The sequence below is a fragment of the Streptomyces sp. NBC_00223 genome, from assembly GCF_036199905.1.
Lineage (GTDB): Bacteria > Actinomycetota > Actinomycetes > Streptomycetales > Streptomycetaceae > Actinacidiphila.
In genome coordinates, this window is record NZ_CP108109.1 from 6960605 (window position 1) to 6978353 (window position 17749).

The 17749-nt window shown below is 72.0% G+C and carries 15 protein-coding genes and 1 riboswitch; of the genes, 14 read left to right on the plus strand and 1 reads right to left on the minus strand.

Annotated features, from left to right (window positions below):
• Window positions 1-118: 118 nt before the first annotated feature.
• The gene (locus OHA30_RS29740) at window positions 119-1159 is read right to left on the minus strand and encodes a LacI family DNA-binding transcriptional regulator (RefSeq protein ID WP_328916960.1); all 1041 of its coding nucleotides are present in this window, start codon (window positions 1157-1159) and stop codon (window positions 119-121) included.
• A 209-nt stretch (window positions 1160-1368) separates the two neighbouring features.
• Here OHA30_RS29740 and OHA30_RS29745 point away from each other — a divergent pair, with 209 nt between their 5' ends.
• The 14 genes from OHA30_RS29745 (at window position 1369) to OHA30_RS29810 (ending at window position 17668) form a co-directional block, all read left to right on the plus strand.
• Window positions 1369-2616, plus strand: coding sequence for an MFS transporter (locus tag OHA30_RS29745; RefSeq protein ID WP_328916961.1), 1248 nt, complete (start codon window positions 1369-1371; stop codon window positions 2614-2616).
• 9 nt (window positions 2617-2625) lie between these two features.
• Entirely contained in the window at window positions 2626-3987 is a 1362-nt protein-coding gene (gene pafA, locus OHA30_RS29750; protein ID WP_328916962.1) for a Pup--protein ligase, read from the plus strand.
• 228 nt (window positions 3988-4215) lie between these two features.
• Window positions 4216-5208, plus strand: coding sequence for an FKBP-type peptidyl-prolyl cis-trans isomerase (locus OHA30_RS29755; RefSeq protein ID WP_328916963.1), 993 nt, complete (start codon window positions 4216-4218; stop codon window positions 5206-5208).
• A 40-nt stretch (window positions 5209-5248) separates the two neighbouring features.
• Window positions 5249-5620, plus strand: coding sequence for an FKBP-type peptidyl-prolyl cis-trans isomerase (locus OHA30_RS29760; protein ID WP_328916964.1), 372 nt, complete (start codon window positions 5249-5251; stop codon window positions 5618-5620).
• A 104-nt stretch (window positions 5621-5724) separates the two neighbouring features.
• Window positions 5725-6666, plus strand: a complete 942-nt coding sequence (locus OHA30_RS29765; protein WP_328916965.1) for a helix-turn-helix transcriptional regulator — start codon at window positions 5725-5727, stop codon at window positions 6664-6666.
• Between the two features lie 76 nt (window positions 6667-6742).
• A complete protein-coding gene (locus OHA30_RS29770; protein ID WP_328916966.1) occupies window positions 6743-7699 on the plus strand; it encodes a helix-turn-helix transcriptional regulator in 957 nt (318 codons plus the stop codon).
• 41 nt (window positions 7700-7740) lie between these two features.
• The gene (locus tag OHA30_RS29775) at window positions 7741-7998 is read left to right on the plus strand and encodes a hypothetical protein (RefSeq protein WP_328916967.1); all 258 of its coding nucleotides are present in this window, start codon (window positions 7741-7743) and stop codon (window positions 7996-7998) included.
• A gap of 129 nt (window positions 7999-8127) precedes the next feature.
• The gene (locus OHA30_RS29780; RefSeq protein WP_328916968.1) at window positions 8128-8331 is read left to right on the plus strand and encodes a hypothetical protein; all 204 of its coding nucleotides are present in this window, start codon (window positions 8128-8130) and stop codon (window positions 8329-8331) included.
• A gap of 217 nt (window positions 8332-8548) precedes the next feature.
• Window positions 8549-8830: a Sec-independent protein translocase subunit TatA gene (gene tatA, locus OHA30_RS29785; RefSeq protein ID WP_328916969.1), complete on the plus strand. Its 282-nt coding sequence runs from the start codon at window positions 8549-8551 to the stop codon at window positions 8828-8830.
• A gap of 107 nt (window positions 8831-8937) precedes the next feature.
• Complete coding sequence (tatC, locus tag OHA30_RS29790; protein WP_328916970.1) at window positions 8938-9870, plus strand: twin-arginine translocase subunit TatC; 933 nt, start codon at window positions 8938-8940, stop codon at window positions 9868-9870.
• 86 nt (window positions 9871-9956) lie between these two features.
• Window positions 9957-10853, plus strand: coding sequence for a diacylglycerol kinase (locus tag OHA30_RS29795; RefSeq protein WP_328916971.1), 897 nt, complete (start codon window positions 9957-9959; stop codon window positions 10851-10853).
• A 107-nt stretch (window positions 10854-10960) separates the two neighbouring features.
• Window positions 10961-13783: a DEAD/DEAH box helicase gene (locus OHA30_RS29800; RefSeq protein WP_328916972.1), complete on the plus strand. Its 2823-nt coding sequence runs from the start codon at window positions 10961-10963 to the stop codon at window positions 13781-13783.
• Window positions 13784-14036: 253 nt separating this feature from the next.
• The gene (locus tag OHA30_RS29805) at window positions 14037-15260 is read left to right on the plus strand and encodes an acyltransferase family protein (protein WP_328916973.1); all 1224 of its coding nucleotides are present in this window, start codon (window positions 14037-14039) and stop codon (window positions 15258-15260) included.
• Between the two features lie 237 nt (window positions 15261-15497).
• Window positions 15498-15608, plus strand: a riboswitch (SAM riboswitch).
• A gap of 374 nt (window positions 15609-15982) precedes the next feature.
• On the plus strand, window positions 15983-17668 hold the full coding sequence (locus tag OHA30_RS29810) for an ABC transporter substrate-binding protein (RefSeq protein ID WP_328916974.1): 1686 nt from the start codon (window positions 15983-15985) through the stop codon (window positions 17666-17668).
• Window positions 17669-17749: the final 81 nt, after the last annotated feature.

Sequence of the window (17749 nt, forward strand, 5' to 3'; positions counted from 1 at the left end):
ACCCGCCGGTGGTGGGTTTCTCGCGCAGTTCCTCCCCCAGGCTCCGCCCGGGGGTGCCCCCAGCGCCCCCTGGGGGAGGAACTGCGCAACGGCGGCGAACCCCTGCGGCGGTGGACCGCTAAGGCGGGGGCGCTGTGGAGCTGCGGACGACGAGATCCACCGGGAGTTCGACCGGGGGAGGCGTACGCCCGTCGAGCGCGGCCAGGAGCGCGGACATACCGCGCGCGCCCACGTCCTCGGCGGGCAGCCGTACCGTCGTCAGCTCCGGGTCGAGCGCGGTCGCCAGCGACAGGTCGTCGAAGCCGGAGACGGACACGTCGTAGGGCACCCGCAGGCCGAGCCCCCGGGCCGCCTTGCACGCGCCCGCGGCCAGGATGTCGCCGTCGCACAGCAGCGCGGTGGGCCGGCGGTCGGGCGCCGCGTCGGCGAGCACCCGCGCGGCCGCCTCGCGCCCGGCCCCGACGTCCAGCGCGCAGCGCTCGGTCCGCAGCCGCGCCCCCGGCACGTCCGCCAGCTCCGCCGCGACCGTCTCGGCGCGCACCCGGAACGTCCAGGTGTCCACATCGCTCGCCAGGTGCGCGATGCGGCGGTGGCCGAGCGCCAGCAGATGGCGGGTCATCTGGCGGATGCCGTCGGCGACCGCCAGGTTCACCGTCGGCGGGCCGCCGGGGGCCGCCGGACCGCTGTCGAGCATCACCAGCGGCAGCCCGCCGTCGCCGATGCCGGCGAGCGCGTCGGCGGCCATCGAGGAGGCGATCACCCCGTCGATCGCGGCCCGCGCGGACCCGAAGGGGTCGCGGGCCGGACCGATGCCCTCGGGGGAGGGGTAGAGCACGACGCCGAAGCCGTGCTCGGCCGCGACCCGGGCGGCGCCGGTGTACACCCGGGCGAAGTACTCGTTGGTCAGCGCGGGCACCACGAGCAGCGCGGTCCTGGTCCGCCCCAGCCGCAGGCTGCGCGCGGCCAGGTTCGGCCGGTACCCCAGCTCATCGGCCGCCGCCCGTACGGCCCGGGCGGTCTTCTCCGACACCCGACCGCGCCACTTCCCGCCCAGCACCAGCGAGACGGTCGCCTGCGACACGCCGACCACCCGCGCGACATCCCGTGACGTCGGCCGCCCGGCGCCGCCCGCCGCGCTTCCGGGTCCTTCCCCGTTCACCGCGCCCCCGTTCACCGCGCCCCCGCCCCTGAGCCGCCGCGCCCGGCGTACGACCGGCCGGGCCCGGCCGGGGGAATGCCGCCGTGACCGTGCCCCACGTGGTCCTCGCTCTCCGCTGTCGGAAACCAGCGCCTCGCGGTGGACCCGCGGGCTTGCGACATGGTACGTATGGCGCACCACGTTATACGTAACACTGCGGAGGAGCGGGCATGGCGAGCGGGTACCGGGATCTGCTGCGGACTCCGCACGCCGCCAGGCTGCTGGGCGGGACGCTGCTCGGGCGGCTGCCCAACGCCATGGCGGCGCTCGCCATCGTGCTCTTCCTGCGCTCGCAGGGGGCCGGATACGGGCTGGCCGGCACCCTGTCCGCGCTGTACGGCGGGGCCGTGGCCGTCGGGCAGCCGCTGCTCGGGCGGGCCGTCGACCGGCGCGGACAGCCGCGGGTGATGACCGCGGCCGCGCTGCTGTCGGCCGCCGGCTTCGTACTGCTGGCCGTCACCGGCCCCTCGCCGCTGCCGCTGGCCGTCGTGGCCGTGCTGCTGGCCGGCGTGGCCACCCCGCCGCTGGAGGGCGGGCTGCGGGCGCTGTGGTCGAACGTGCTGCGCGACGAGGCACGCGTGCACAAGGCGTACGCGCTGGACGCCGCCGCCCAGGAGGTGCTGTTCGCGCTCGGCCCCCTGCTGGTGACGCTGTTCGTCTCGGCCTCCTCGCACGCCGTCGCCGTGGTGCTGACCGGGGCGCTCGGCGTGGCGGGCACGCTGGTCGTGGTCACCGCCCGGCCGTCGCGGGAGTGGCGCGCCGAGGACCGCGCGCCGCACTGGCTGGGCGCGCTGCGCTCGCCGGGCCTGGTCGTACTGCTCGGCGCCTGCTTCTTCGTCGGCATCGCGCTGGGCGCCGTGGCGCTCGCCGCCGTCGCCTACGGGGACGCGCACGGCGGCGGTCCGGTCGCCGCGTACGTCCTGGCCGCGAACGGCGCCGGGGCGCTGATCGGCGGGCTCGTCTACGGCGCCCGGACCTGGTCCGGGGTCCCCGAGCGGCGGCTGCGCGCGCTGTCGGTGGGTCTGGCGCTGTGCTATCCGCCGCTGCTGTTCGTGCCCGGCCTGCCGTGGATGCTGCCGCTCGCCGCGCTCGCCGGGGTGTTTCTCGCACCCACTCTGGCCTGCGGTTTCCTGGTGGTGGACCGGCACGCCCCGGCGGGCACGGTGACCGAGGCGTTCTCCTGGGTGGTGACCGCGGCCGGCGTCGGCTCGGCGCTCGGCACGGCCGCCGCCGGGCTGGCCGCCCAACACGGCGGGGCGGGGACCGGATACGCGGTGGCCGCGGCCGGTGGGGCGGTCGCGATGCTCGTACTGCTGTCGACCGGCCGAATCCTGACGGTTCCAAACCTCGAAACCCGACCGGAAAAAGATCGAAACGGACCGGCCGAACCCCGTTTCAGCTCCTCGCATCAGGCGTAATGTTCAGACATGGACCGCCGCATTTTCGGGCTGGAGAACGAGTACGGCGTCACATGCACGTTCAGGGGACAGCGGCGTCTGTCCCCTGACGAGGTGGCGCGCTACCTCTTCCGCCGTGTCGTGTCATGGGGCCGTAGCAGCAATGTTTTCCTCCGCAACGGTGCCCGCCTCTATCTCGACGTGGGTTCGCACCCGGAGTACGCCACTCCCGAGTGCGACAACGTCGCCGAACTCGTCACGCACGACAAGGCCGGTGAACGCATCCTCGAAGGTCTTCTGGTGGACGCCGAACGGCGCCTTCACGAAGAGGGCATCGCGGGAGATGTGTACCTGTTCAAGAACAACACCGACTCGGCCGGGAACTCCTACGGATGCCACGAGAATTATCTGGTGGCACGGCACGGGGAATTCTCCCGGCTGGCGGACATCCTCATTCCCTTCCTCGTCACCCGGCAGTTGCTGTGCGGCGCGGGCAAGGTGCTGCAGACCCCGCGCGGAGCCGTCTTCTGCGTGAGCCAGCGCGCCGAGCACATCTGGGAGGGTGTCAGCTCCGCCACCACCCGGTCCCGCCCCATCATCAACACCCGCGACGAACCCCACGCCGACGCCGAGCGGTACCGCAGGCTGCATGTCATCGTCGGCGACTCCAACATGTCCGAGACCACGATGCTGCTCAAGGTCGGCGCCACCGACCTGGTGCTGCGGATGATCGAGGCCGGCACCGTCATGCGCGACCTCACCCTGGAGAACCCGATCCGGGCCATCCGCGAGGTCAGCCACGACATCACCGGCCGCCGCAAGGTCCGGCTCGCCTCGGGCCGGGAGGCGTCCGCGCTCGACATCCAGCAGGAGTACTACTCCAAGGCCGTCGAGTTCTGCGAGCGCCGCGGTATCCGCAGCGGCGTCATCGAGCAGGTGCTCGAACTGTGGGGCCGCGCCCTGGAGTCCATCGGCAGCGGCGATCTGTCCAGGATCGGCACCGAGATCGACTGGGTGATGAAGTACCAGCTCATCGAGCGGTACCGCAACCGGGACAACATCACCATGTCCCACCCCCGGGTCGCCCAGATAGACCTCGCCTACCACGACATCCACCGCAGGCGCGGGCTGTACTACCTGCTGGAGCGCAAGGGCCAGGCCAAGCGGATCTGCGACGACCTCAAGATCTTCGAGGCCAAGTCGGTGCCCCCGCAGACCACCAGGGCCCGGCTGCGCGGCGACTTCATCCGCCGTGCCCAGGAGCAGCGCCGCGACTTCACCGTCGACTGGGTGCATCTCAAGCTCAACGACCAGGCGCAGCGGACCGTGCTGTGCAAGGACCCCTTCCGGTCGGTCGACGACCGGGTGGAGAAGCTCATCGCGGGCATGTAGCCGGGACCCGGCCCCGCTCTCCCGGGCCCCGGCTTCCGGTGCCGGGGAGCGGCGCCCCCGATTCAGGACCCGAACCGCCCCGACCTCGGACTCCGTGGCCGGGGCGGAGGCGTCACAGCGCGCGCACAGGCCCCGTGCGGATCTCGTACGGGGCCTGTGGCACGCCGTAGGGTGTGGGACGGCAACCCTAGCCAGCTCCCAGCCCCCACGACCCGAACGAGGAAACCCGTGCGCCGACGCTCCGTCCTGCTCGCCGTGCCCGCGCTCATGCTCACCGCCGCCGGCTGCGGCAGTAGTAATGACAAGAAGGGCGATTCGGCGTCGTCCAGCTCACCGTCGACGGCCTCGCCGACCACCTCGCCCAAGTCCGACACCGTCACCGGCCCGGTCCCGGACATCACCGCGGGCACCGCTTTCGGTCAGAAGCCGACCATCGCCAAGGGGACGGGCACCCCCTCGAAGCAGCTCGCCGTCAAGACCGTGATCGCGGGCGACGGCCCCGCGATCGCCGGCGGCGACTATGTCGAGGTGAACTATCTCGGCCAGATCTGGGACACCGCCAAGGTCTTCGACACCTCCTTCGGCCGCGGCCCGTACACGACCGTCATCGGCCAGGGGAAGGTCATCCCCGGCTGGGACCAGGGTCTGCTGGGCGAGAAGGTCAAGAGCCGTATCGAGCTGGCCATTCCGCCGTCGCTGGGCTACGGCGACTCCGGCAACGCCGACGCGGGCATCACGGGCACCGACACGCTGGTGTTCGTCGTCGACATCCTGAACCGGTACAACGGCAAGAGCTCGGTCACCGGCAAGGCCGTCGCCCAGAACGACGCGAACCTGCCGAAGGTCGGCGCCAACACCAACGGCGCCCCGCCGTCCATCACCGTGCCCAAGGTCAAGGCGCCCACCAAGCTGGTCTCGGAGTACATCCTCGAAGGCGACGGCCCCGAGGTGAAGGCCACCGACACCCTGCTGCTCCAGTACAAGGGCGTGCTGTGGGACGGTGGCAAGGAGTTCGACTCCAGCTACAGCCACGGCGAGCTGGCCGCCTTCCCGCTGGCCAACCTGATCCAGGGCTGGCAGCAGGGCCTGGTGGGCAAGAAGTCCGGCAGCCGGGTGATGCTGGTGACACCGCCCGAACTGGCCTACCAGGACAAGGCCCAGGACGGCATTCCGGCCAACTCCACGCTGGTCTTCACGTTGGACATCCTGGCGATTCTGTAAGACTGTCCGGGTTGCCCGCAACAGCACAAGGAGCATCCACGTGAGCATCGAGAAGCCCGAGATCGACTTCCCGGGCGGCGAACCGCCGGCCGAACTGGAGATCAAGGACATCTGGGAGGGCGACGGACCGGTCGCCAAGGCCGGGGACACCGTCTCCGTCCACTACGTCGGCGTGGCCTTCTCCACGGGCGAGGAGTTCGACGCGAGCTGGAACCGCGGCGCCCCGCTGCGCTTCCCGCTGGGCGCCGGCCGGGTCATCGCGGGCTGGGACCAGGGCGTGCAGGGTATGAAGGTCGGCGGACGCCGCCAGCTGATCATCCCCGCGCACCTCGCCTACGGCGACAGTGGCGCCGGCGGCGCCATCAAGCCCGGTGAGACGCTGATCTTCGTCTGCGACCTGGTCTCCGTCTGAGGGCTGCCGCTCTCCCCAGGCCCCCGCCCCGCGCGGGGGCCTTTTGGCACCTGGAGCCGGTCGCGGTACGGTCAGCGATCGAGAGTGGAAACGAAGGGTGCGGGATGGCGATCGCCAAGGCGGAGCGGCTGATGAATCTGGCGCTGTGCCTGATGAACGCCCGGCGGCCGGTCAGCAAACGTGAGCTGCGCGAGTCCATCGAGGCGTACCACGAGGTCACCTCCGACGACTCCTTCAACCGGATGTTCGAGCGGGACAAGGACGACCTGCGCGAACTCGGCCTGGTCATCGACACCGTGGAGAACTTCGAGGGCGAGTACGGCTATCTCGCCCGCAGCGACCGCAACCGGCTGCCCGACATCGCCCTCGACCCCGAGGAGGCCGCCGCGCTCGGCCTGGCCGCGAAGGTCTGGCAGCAGGCCCGCCTCGCCGAGGCCGCCAGCGGCGCCTTGCAGAAGCTGCGCGCGGCCGGGGTGCCGTACGAGGCCACCAGCAGCGTGCTCGAACCCCGTATCCCCGCGCCCGAGCCGGCCTTCGAGGCGCTGATGCTCGCCACCCGTGAGCGGCGGGCGGTCGCCTTCGACTACCGCAAGACCAGCGCGGTACGCCCCGAGCCGCGGCTGGTCGAGCCCTGGGCGCTGGAGTGCTGGCGCGGCCACTGGTACCTGGCCGGGCACGACCGCGACCGCGGGGCCGTACGCGTCTTCCGGCTCTCCCGGATCTCCGGCAAGGTCCGCGCCCGCGGCTCCTTCACCGCCGAGGTGCCCGATCATGTGGACGTCCGCGAGATCGTCGCCCGCTGGGCCGGGGAGGGCGTCACGATCGCCACCGCCCGGATCAGGCTGCGCCGCGACAGCGGCTATCCGCTGCGCTCCCGGGCGGTGACCACCACCCCGGTCGACGCCGACTGGGACGAACTGGAGATCCCGTACGGGCACGGACTGGACGCCTGGCTGGCCGAGTTCGGCCCCGATGTGGTGGTCCTGGCCCCGGACGAGCTGCGGGCCGGCGTCCTGGACCGGCTGCGCGCCGTGGCGAAGGGCTGAGGGCCGTGGGCGGGGCGGCGAGGGTGACGGCGCCGGTGTGGGCGGGCACGGACCGGGCGGACCAGGGAACGGGCGTATGAGCAACGCGATCGATCAGACCCGGCGGATGCTGTCCCTCGTGACGTATCTGCGCGAGCGGCCCGGCGCGCGGGTCAGCGAGGTGGCGCGGGCCTTCGGGGTGACCGAGGCCGAGCTGATCGGCGACCTCAATGTGCTGCCGCTGTGCGGTACGAGCTTCCGCGGCGGCGATCTGCTGGACATCGACACCGACGGCGAACGCATCTGGTGGCACAACCCCGGCACCGCCGACGACGTGGCCCAGCCGCTGCGGCTGGCCTCCGACGAGGCCACCGCGCTGCTGGTGGCCGCCCGCGCGGTGGCCAATCTGCCGGGGCTGCGCGACCGCGACCGGCAGGCGCTGCTGCGCGCGGGCGCCAAGCTGGAGGCCGCGGCGGGCGAGGTGGCCGGGGCCAGCGCCCAGCTGTCGGTGACCTTCGAGGCCGAGGGCAGCGTCTTCGCCACCGTGGACCGGGCGATCACCGAGCAGCGACTGCTGTGGATCCGCTACTACTCGCCCGCCCGCGACGCCCTCACCGAGCGCGAGGTGGACCCGATCCGGCTGTTCGCCGTCGGCCACACCTACTTCGAGGGCTGGTGCCGGCTGTCGGAGGACCGCCGTACCTTCCGGCTCGACCGGGTCGCCGAGATCCGGCTGCTCGACGAGCCCTCCGACCCGCCGCGGATCGAGCCGCGCGACCTGTCGCAGGGCCTGGTCCAGCCCGCGGGCGACGACCCCGAGGTGGTCATCGAGGTCGGGCCCGGCGGACGCTGGGTCGCCGAGTACTACCCGCACGACAGCGCCGAGGAACTGCCCGACGGCGGGCTGCGGATCACCCTGCGCACCCCCGACCCGGGGTCGCTGCGCCGGCTGGCCTTGCGTCTGGGCCGCGACGGGCGGATCGTGTCACCGGCGGTGCTGGCCGCCGACGCGCGGGAGGCGGCCGTCACGGCGCTGGCCGCGTACGGGGAATGAGGGCATCGGGAGAAGCGGTGGAATCGGGGGGGTCGAGGGACATGACGGAGGGGACGACCACCACCGCCTGCCCGCCGGTCCCGGCGGGTCCCGTGCTGTTCCGGGCGGGCTGCCCGCACTGCCGGGCGAACTTCGAACTGGCCGCGGTCGCGCTGCGGCTGGCCATCGGAGCCTCGGCCCGCACCACCTTCTACTCTTTCACCTGCCCCGAGTGCCAGGAGCCGGTCCGCAAACCCGCGGGCGAGCGGATCGTGGAACTGCTCACCGGCGGCGGCGTGCGCACGATGCGGCTGCACTGACCGCGACCGCCGTACGCCCGTGCCGACATGCACCGCCCGCCCGCGCCGACATGCTCATCGCGCGCCCGCGCCCGCGCCCGCGCCCGCGCCGACCGCCGGGCCCGGCCGGAGACGGTAGGCTCGCGGCCCATGTGGTGGCTCTTTCTGTACGTCGGCCTGTCGACCGCCGGCCTCCTGGTGCTCGCCGTCCCCGCCGTACGGGTCTTCGCGGCCGTGCGGGAACTGGCCGGACAGGTCGCCGCGAGCACCGAGGCGCTGACCGCCGCGAGCGAGCGGCTGCAACGCTCGGCCCGGCCGGTGGCCGAGCAGGCCGGGAAGATCGCGCGCCGCTGAGCCTGCCGCGTCCCCGGCGGGGAAGGGTACGCTGACTCGGGCGACCCGCGACGGAGAGCGGCGGGGGTCGCACGCCGGGCGGACACCGGGACACTCTCCCGCGTTCGCCGGCGCACGCTACGATCGCAAGCGAGCGCGGTGTCCTGACCCCGGTCCGGACGCCGGGACCCCGCAGACGCACGGACCACGCCGCCCCCGGTGAGAAGGTAGACCTAATATGCTCGGCAATCTCAAGCCCCTGGAGATCGGCCTCATCCTTCTTGTCGTCATCGTGCTCTTCGGCGCCAAGAAGCTGCCCGATGTGGCCAGGTCGCTCGGCAAGTCGGCCCGCATCCTCAAGAGCGAGGCCAAGGCCATGAAGAACGACGGCTCGACGGCCCCCGCGGAGCCGACGGCGCAGGAGACCACCGCGGCCCGTACGATCAAGGCCGCGCCCGGCGACACCACCGGTGCCCGCCCGGTCGCCGAGCCGGACCGTACGACCACCACCCAGAGCTGATCCCGGATCGACGACCAGGTCCGACCGCCGTCCCGGCGGCCGGACCCCGGGTGTAGGACAAAGCCGATACGCGCCGCCGACGGCTGCCGCACGAGACGAGGACGTGGGTGCTCAAGACTGCCCGCAAGCAGGAGAGGGACCCCGAGGGGCGGATGCCCCTCGCGGACCACCTGCGTGAGCTGCGCAACCGGCTGCTGAAGTCGGTCCTTGCCATCGTCGCCGTCACCATCGTGGCGGCGTTCTTCTACAAGGACATCATCAGCGTCTTCCAGCACCCGATCCTCCAATCGGTCAAGTGCGCCAACGGCCTGGGGCACCAGGCCAACGGCCGCCCCTGCGCCGAGATGACGGTCAACGGTCTGCTGGGCGGCTTCTCGATCGCCCTCAAGGTCTCGCTGATGGCCGGCATCATCGGCGCCTCGCCGGTGTGGCTCTACCAGTTGTGGGCCTTCCTGGCGCCCGGCCTGCACAAGAACGAGAAGCGCTACACCCTCGGCTTCGTCGGCACCGGCGTCCCGCTCTTCCTGGCCGGCGCGGCGCTGGCATACGCGATCCTGCCGCAGACCGCCAAGATCATGATCGGCTTCGTGCCGAAGGACACCACCAACCTGCTGGCGCTCGACGACTTCATCGACCTCGTCGTGCGCATGGTGGTCGTCTTCGGCCTGGCCTTCGAACTGCCGCTGATCCTGGTGCTGCTCAACTTCACCGGCATGGTCAGCGGCCGCCGTATGCTCGGCTGGTGGCGCGGCATGGTGATCGGCATCACCGTCTTCGCCGCCGTCGCCACACCGACCGGCGACCCGCTCACCATGTCCCTGCTGGCCGCGCCGATCGTCCTGCTGTACTTCCTGGCGATGGGCATCTGCTTCTTCAACGACCGCCGCAGGGCCCGCCGCCGCGCCGCCGACCCGGACTTCGGTCTCGACGAGGACGAGGCGTCCAGCCTGGACCACATCCCCGAGCAGATCGGCGCCCAGTCCTTCGACGCCGAGGCCGAGCGCCGCGCGGCCGACGACGACTACGACGACGCGACCTGAGCCGGGGCCGGTCCCGGTCCTGCCGGTCCTCCCGCGTACTTTCCCGGCCGGCTGATCCGTCCGCCGATCCGGGATAGGGTCCGGCCGTGACCAGCGAGATCACCCTCTTCGTCAATCCCACCGCGGGCCGCGGCCGGGGCGTTCGCGCCGCCGGACCCGCGGCCCGTGTGCTGCGGGACGCCGGGTACGGCGTGCGGACGGTCGTCGGCGAGGACGCGGCCGACGCCCTGGCCCGGCTCCGTACGGCCGTCGCGGACGGCACCGGGGCCGTCGTGGCGGTCGGCGGCGACGGCATGGTCTCGCTCGCGCTTCAGGCCGTGGCCGGGACCGGCACCCCGCTCGGCGTCGTCGCGGTCGGCACCGGCAACGACTTCGCCCGGGCCACCGGCCTGCCGGTCCGCGACCCCGCCGCCGCGGCCGGCGCCGTCGCCCGGGCCCTGCGCGAGGGCGGCGGCCGGGAGCTGGACCTCGGCAGGACCGGCGAGCGCTGGTTCGGCACGGTCCTGGCGTCGGGCTTCGACTCCCGGGTCAACGACCGCGGCAACCGGATGCGCCGGCCGCGCGGCCGCCTCCGCTACGACGTCGCCATGCTCGCCGAGCTGGCCGCCCTGCGCCCGATCCCGTACCGGGTGCGCTTCGACGACGCGCCGGAGCGGGAGATCGAGGCCACGCTGATCGCGGTCGGCAACGGTTCCTCGTACGGCGGCGGGATGCGGATATGCGCGGACGCGGTGATGGACGACGGGCTGTTCGACGTGTGCGTGGTCGGCCCGTGCAGCCGGACCACCCTGCTGAGGGTCTTCCCCCGGGTCTACCGCGGCACCCACCCCACGCACCCGGTGGTCACCGTGCACCGCGCGGCCCGGGTCCGGCTGGCGGTGGACGGCGGCGGGGAGCTGACCGGGTACGCCGACGGGGAGCGGATCGGACCGCTGCCGCTGACCGCCGAAACCGTACCGGGAGCGCTGCGGCTGCTGGTGTGACGGGGGCGGGGGAGCCGACCCCCAGGGCAACCGTGCTCCCGAAAGCCGATCCGGAGGCATAAAGATCACGCGCTGTGTCGGTGCTGCCGGGTAGGCTCGTGAACGAGATGACCGATGAGATGTCCCCCGCCGAGCGCTACGCCGCCAGTCGTCGCCGCGCCGAGGAAAACGCCACCGCACTCGCCCAGTTCCGCGAGCTGTACGAGTTCGGCCTCGATCCGTTCCAGATAGAGGCCTGCCAGGCACTGGAGGCCGGCAGCGGCGTCCTGGTCGCCGCCCCCACCGGCTCCGGCAAGACGATCGTCGGCGAGTTCGCCGTCCATCTCGCGCTCGCCGAGGGCCGCAAGTGCTTCTACACCACGCCCATCAAGGCCCTGTCCAACCAGAAGTACGGCGATCTCGCCAAGCGCTACGGCGCCGACAAGGTCGGCCTGCTGACCGGTGACAACAGTGTCAACGGCGACGCCCCCGTGATCGTGATGACCACGGAAGTCCTGCGGAACATGCTCTACGCGGGCTCCGCCGCCCTCGACGGCCTCGGCTATGTGGTGATGGACGAGGTGCACTACCTCTCCGACCGCTTCCGCGGCGCCGTCTGGGAGGAGGTGATCATCCACCTCCCGCAGTCCGTGACCCTGGTGTCACTGTCCGCGACCGTCTCCAACGCCGAGGAGTTCGGCGACTGGCTCGACACCGTGCGCGGCGACACCCAGGTGATCGTCTCCGAGCACCGGCCCGTGCCGCTGTGGCAGCACGTCCTGGCCGGCCGCCGGATGTACGACCTGTTCGAGGAGAAGTCCGGGCCCGACGACCCCCGCGGCCGCCGCGAGGTCAACACGGACCTCGAACGGCTCGCCCGGATGGAGAACCAGCGCACGTACAACCCGCGGGCCAAGCGCGGCCGGGAGGCCGACCGCGAGCGCGAGCGGCGCTCCCGCAGCCGGATCTGGACCCCCAGCCGGGCCGAGGTGATCGACCGCCTCGACGCCGAGGGCCTGCTGCCCGCCATCACCTTCATCTTCAGCCGGGCCGGCTGCCAGGCCGCGGTACAGCAGTGTCTGCACGCGGGCCTGCGGCTCAACAACGACGAGGGCCGGGCCCGGGTCCGGGAGATCGTCGAGGAGCGCACCCGGGCCATCCCCGACGAGGACCTGCACGTCCTGGGCTACTTCGAGTGGCTGGAGGGCCTGGAGCGCGGTATCGCGGCCCACCACGCGGGCATGCTGCCGACCTTCAAGGAGGTCGTCGAGGAGCTGTTCGTCAAGGGCCTGGTCAAGGCGGTCTTCGCCACCGAGACCCTGGCGCTTGGCATCAACATGCCGGCCCGCTCGGTGGTGCTGGAAAAGCTCGTGAAGTGGAACGGCGAGACCCACGCCGACATCACCCCCGGCGAGTACACCCAGCTCACCGGGCGCGCCGGGCGCCGCGGCATCGACGTCGAGGGCCACGCCGTGGTGCTGTGGCAGCGCGGCTTCGACCCGGGCGCCGTCGCGGGCCTGGCCGGCACCCGTACGTATCCGCTGCGGTCGTCGTTCAAGCCGTCGTACAACATGGCGGTCAATCTGGTCGGGCAGTTCGGGCGGCACCGCTCGCGCGAGCTGCTGGAGACGTCGTTCGCGCAGTTCCAGGCCGACCGCTCGGTGGTCGGCATCTCCAAGCAGGTGCAGCGCAACGAGGAAGGTCTCGACGGCTACAAGGAGTCGATGACCTGCCACCTGGGCGACTTCGACGACTACATGCGGCTGCGCCGCGAGCTGAAGGAGCGCGAGGCCGAGCTGTCCCGGCAGGGCGCCGCCCAGCGCCGCGCGGCCGCCTCGGACGCCCTGGAGAAGCTCAAGCCGGGCGACATCATCCATGTCCCCGCGGGCAAGTACGCCGGGCTCGCGCTGGTACTGGAGCCCGGGGTGCCCGCGGGCCGGGCGGCAGGACCGCGCCGGGGCGAGGAGTACCACGACGGGCCGCGCCCGCTGGTGCTCACCGCCGAGCGGCAGGTCAAGCGGCTCGCGGAGCTCGACTTCCCGGTGCCCGTCGAGGCGCTGGACCGGATGCGGATCCCCAAGTCCTTCAACCCGCGCAGCCCGCAGTCCCGGCGTGATCTGGCCTCCGCGATGCGGTCCAAGGCGGGCACCGCCGGGTGGGCCGAGCCCGCGCGGCACCGCAGGCAGCGCTCGGCCGCGGCCGACGACACCGAGATCGCCCGGCTGCGCGCCGCGATCCGCGCGCACCCCTGCCACGGCTGCGACGACCGCGAGGACCACGCCCGCTGGGCCGAGCGCTACCACCGGCTGCGCCGGGACACCCAGCAGCTGGAGCGGCGTATCGAGGGCCGTACGAACACCATCGCGCGGACCTTCGACCGGGTGTGCGGGGTGCTGACCGAACTCGACTACCTGGACGGCGACCAGGTCACCCCCGAGGGCCGCAGGCTCGCCCGGCTCTACGGCGAACTCGACCTGCTGGCCAGCGAATGCCTGCGCGACGGGGTGTGGGACGGCCTGGGCCCGGCCGAACTGGCCGCGTGCGCCTCGGCGTTGGTCTACGAGTCGCGGCAGGCCGACGACGCGGTCGCGCCCAAGCTGCCGACCGGCAACGCGAAGGCGGCGCTGGGCGAGATGGTCCGTATCTGGGGGCGCCTCGACGCCCTGGAGGAGGACCACCACATCAACCAGACCGAGGGCGTGGGCCAGCGCGAACCCGACCTGGGCTTCGCCTGGGCCGCCTACCGCTGGGCGTCGGGGCACACCCTGGACTCCGTGCTGTCCGATGCCGACATGCCGGCCGGTGACTTCGTGCGCTGGTGCAAGCAACTCATCGACGTACTCGGCCAGATCGGGAACGCGGCGCCGGAGAACAGCCCGGTGCGGCGCAATGCGCGCAAGGCCGTGGACGGGCTGCTGCGGGGGGTCGTGGCGTACTCGTCCGTGGGGTGAGGCTCTCCCCGGGGGCTTCGGGCTCCCCGGGGTGTGCGCGGTGTTCCCGGGTTCCGCCCGGGCTTTGTGGGCTGGTGCGTGTGGGGCGGGTGAGGCCCATGGGGTCTTCACCCGTTCGGCGCAGCAACTGTCCCGCTGCTGTGCAGGTCGTGTGAATCTGCCGTTCCGCTTTATCACCTTCTTAGTGCACCGCTGGTTGTGTGAGGCAGATGTACTTGCCATCAACCAGCGACAGCCGGGAAGCGGTAACAGCGTGACCAGTTCAGATCCCACGACCGCCCAGCCGACCGCCACCCGACCGGAAGCGCCGCGCGGAGAGCCCGGCGTCTTCCCCTCGGCGGCGAGATCCGGCGGCCGGGTGGACGGGATCGACGGGCTGCGGACGCTGGCCGTGATGCTCGTCATCGTCTACCACTTCAACGAGGGGATGCTGCCCGGCGGATCGATCGGGGTCGATGTCTTCTACACGATCAGCGGCTTCGTCATCACCCGGCTGCTGATCGCCGAGTACGCCCGCACCGGGGACATCGGGCTGCGGCAGTTCTACCGCAGGCGCTGGCTGCGGCTGGTGCCCGCGCTCCTGGTGGTCTGCGCGCTGACCGCCGCGCTGACGCTCTCGCCGTTGCAGAGCTTCACCAACGGCTGGACGGCCGCGCTGCTGGCCGCCGCCTCCCTGGTCAACATCGTCAGGGCCGCCCAGTCCGGCGCGTACTCCGGGGTCACCGCGCCCCTGGGCCACACCTGGTCGCTCGGCGTCGAGGAGCAGTTCTATCTGCTGTGGCCACCGCTGCTGCTGGCCCTGCTGCGCCGGCTGTCCGCCCGTACGGTGCTGGTCGCCGTGAGCGTGCTCGCGCTGCTGCCGGTGCTGTGGCGCTTCCACCTGTGGGACCCCACCCAGGCCCACCGCATCTACAACGGCCCCGACACGCGGGCCGACCAACTGCTCGCCGGGGCCGTACTGGCGATCCTGCTCGCCCGGCTCGGGACCGACAACCCCTGGCGGCGGACGCTGGGCATCTGGGCGGCCCGGCTGTGGCCGCCCGCGCTGGCGCTGCTCTGCCTGATCGCCTGGCGGGTGCCGGTCACCGGGGCCGGCGCCTGGACGAAGCCCGTCTACACCGTCGGCTTCCTGGTGATCGCGCTGCTGACGGTGGTCCTGCTCGCCTCGCTCGAACTGCGGCCCCGCGCGCCGCTGGCCCGGCTGCTGTCGCTGCTGCCGCTGGCGTGGGTCGGCCGCAACCTCAGCTACGGGCTGTATCTCTGGCACTATCCGCTGATGCACGCGCTGAGCGACCTCGGCGTCGACCGGATGCTGCTGCCCGCCACGCTCGGCACGTCCTTCGCGGCGGCCCTGGCCTCGTACTACCTCGTCGAGGAGCCCTGCCGGCGGTTCAGGTACCGCCGCGGCGGGAAAATCTCCTCGGCGGCCACGCCGGCGCCGGCGGCAATCGAGGCGGTTTCGGGACGCGCGCGGTAGGGGTCGCGCCGGCGGACGCGGCGGCACCGCGAGCGGCCTGGCGTGTCGCCCCCGACCGGTGGTCGATCAGGTGAACGTTCCTCGCATAAGGGCACTTTTACGGCGTGTTCGCCTCTCTTTGTCGACAAGACGACCGGTGTGTCGGGCAGTTGAGGCCCACGCGCGTGACGGCTCACGAACTCCGGTGCTGCCGAAGGCTCTTGACCGGCGGGGAACGCCTGATCTAACTTGCTCCCACGCCACGAGTTCCGGTGCTCAAGCCCTGGCTTGCCGGACAGCAACCCTCCGACGCGGTGAGGTGCTCCAGGTGAAGGCTCGGCGGGACGCCGCGTCCCGCAAGCGCGAACACCGGCCCAGCGCCGGACCGACCAGGGGGAGGACGGCGTGACCGGGCCCATCGGGTTGCCGTACGCCGCAGTGCGCCCCACGCCCCCGGCCGCGGCGCTCTTCAGCCGCCGCCACATCGATCTGCTGCTCGTGTGCAGCTCGCTCTGTCGGAGTTGACCTCGGCCGGCCGCCCCCGCGGCCGCCTTTCCGGCCGTCCCCGACGACGGCCGGGACGCCGCTGACCCCGCCCCCTTCCGGCGCCACACCCGCTGCCCCGCCGGGCAGCGCGGCGGCGTCCGTGTCGGCGGGCGCGTGATCCGACTCCCTTGCGACGCCCGGCGCGCCACGCGCCGCGGGCCCGCCTCCACACGCAGACGCGAGAGCAGAGACCCACCATGACACTCCGTTCCTCCCGGCGTTCCCTTCCCGGCCGCTCCTCCCGCCGCCCGCTCGTCCGCGACGGCCTGGCCGCCGTGTCGCTCGGCACGGCCGCACTGCTCACCCTGGCCGCGTGCACCAGCACCAGATCTGACGACGGCGCCCAGGACTCCGGGCAACAGGGCGCCAAGGCGGTCACCATAGGCACCACCGACCAGGTCTCCAGCCTCGACCCGGCCGGTTCCTGGGACGCCGGCTCCGGCACCATCGAGAGCGAGGTCTACGCGACCCTGCTCAGCACCCCCAACGGTTCCTCCGATGTCTCGCCCGACCTGGCCGCGTCGATCAAGCTGAGCAGCCCGACGCAGTACACGGTGACCCTCAAGCCCGGTCTGAAGTTCGCCAACGGGCACGAACTGACCTCCTCCGACGTCAAGTTCAGCTTCGACCGGCAGCTCGGGATCGCCGACAAGAACGGCCCCTCGTCCCTGCTGCACAACCTCGCCAAGGTCGAGGCCCCCGACCCGGCCACCGCGGTGTTCACCCTCAAGTCGGCCAACGACTCGCTCTTCCCGCAGGTGCTCTCCACCAGCGCCGGGCTCATCGTCGACGAAGAGGTCTTCCCCGCCGACAAGATCCTCGACGACACCGCGATCATCGCCGCCAAGCCCTGGGACGGCCCCTACCGGATCGACAGCTACGACCGGAACTCGCTGGTGTCCTTCAGCGCCAACAGCGCCTACCAGGGCCTGCTCGGCACCCCGAAGGCCCCGAAGGTGCGGCTGAAGTACTACACCGACGCCAGCAACCTCAAGCTCGACGTCCAGCAGGGCAGCATCGACGTCGTCTACCGCACACTGACCATCGCCGACCTCCAGGACCTGTCCACCAAGAAGGGCATCACGGTCCACACCGGCTCCGGCAACGGCATCCGCTACATCGTCTTCAACTTCAAGACCCAGCCCTACGGTTCGGCCACCAAGCAGGCCGACCCGGCCAAGGCGCTCGCGGTCCGGCAGGCCGTCGCCGACTCCGTCGACCGGGCCCAACTCGCCCAGCAGGTCTACAAGAGCACCTACCAGGCGCTCTACTCCTCCGTGCCCGAGGGCATCACCGGCGCCACCGACTCCTTCAAGCCCCTCTACGGCGACAAGAACGGCGGCCCCGACAAGGCCGCGGCCGCCAAGAAGCTCAAGGACGCCGGCGTCACCACCCCGGTCACGCTCAACCTCCAGTACAACACCGACCACTACGGCTCGTCGTCCTCCGACGAGTACGCGCTGATCAAGACCCAGCTCGAAACCACCGGCCTGTTCAAGGTCAACCTCCAGTCCACCGAGTGGGCGCAGTACGGCAAGGACCGGGTCGCCGACCAGTACCCGCTCTACCAGCTGGGCTGGTACGCCGACTACCTCGACGCCGACGACTACCTCGCCTCCTTCTACGCCGCCAACAGCTGGGTCTCCAACGGCTACCAGGACACCGAGGTCCAAAAGCTCGTCAAGCAGGAGGAGACCGAGACCGACCCGGCCAGGCGCACCGCGATCATCCAGCAGATCCAGGACAAGGTCGCCCGGACCATCCCGCTGCTGCCGCTGCTCCAGGGCTCCACCGCGATCGTGACCCGCGCCGGCATCAGCGGCGTACCGGACCAGCTGACCAGCGCGTACTCGTTCCGCTGGGCGGAGCTCACCAAGAAGTGACCGTCCACCAGACGGAGTCCGCGCGGACGCCCGGCCCGGTGCCGGGCGTCCCCGCGGCCACCACACGCGGGAGCAGGTGCA

What these genes read in the sequence shown, in the direction of transcription:
- pafA (WP_328916962.1), top strand. Translation starts at nt 2,626, where the DNA reads ATGGACCGCCGCATTTTCGGGCTGGAGAACGAGTACGGCGTCACATGC.
- OHA30_RS29775 (WP_328916967.1), top strand. Translation starts at nt 7,741, where the DNA reads ATGACGGAGGGGACGACCACCACCGCCTGCCCGCCGGTCCCGGCGGGT.
- OHA30_RS29745 (WP_328916961.1), top strand. Translation starts at nt 1,369, where the DNA reads ATGGCGAGCGGGTACCGGGATCTGCTGCGGACTCCGCACGCCGCCAGG.
- OHA30_RS29780 (WP_328916968.1), top strand. Translation starts at nt 8,128, where the DNA reads ATGTGGTGGCTCTTTCTGTACGTCGGCCTGTCGACCGCCGGCCTCCTG.
- OHA30_RS29800 (WP_328916972.1), top strand. Translation starts at nt 10,961, where the DNA reads ATGACCGATGAGATGTCCCCCGCCGAGCGCTACGCCGCCAGTCGTCGC.
- OHA30_RS29765 (WP_328916965.1), top strand. Translation starts at nt 5,725, where the DNA reads ATGGCGATCGCCAAGGCGGAGCGGCTGATGAATCTGGCGCTGTGCCTG.
- tatA (WP_328916969.1), top strand. Translation starts at nt 8,549, where the DNA reads ATGCTCGGCAATCTCAAGCCCCTGGAGATCGGCCTCATCCTTCTTGTC.
- OHA30_RS29810 (WP_328916974.1), top strand. Translation starts at nt 15,983, where the DNA reads ATGACACTCCGTTCCTCCCGGCGTTCCCTTCCCGGCCGCTCCTCCCGC.
- OHA30_RS29770 (WP_328916966.1), top strand. Translation starts at nt 6,743, where the DNA reads ATGAGCAACGCGATCGATCAGACCCGGCGGATGCTGTCCCTCGTGACG.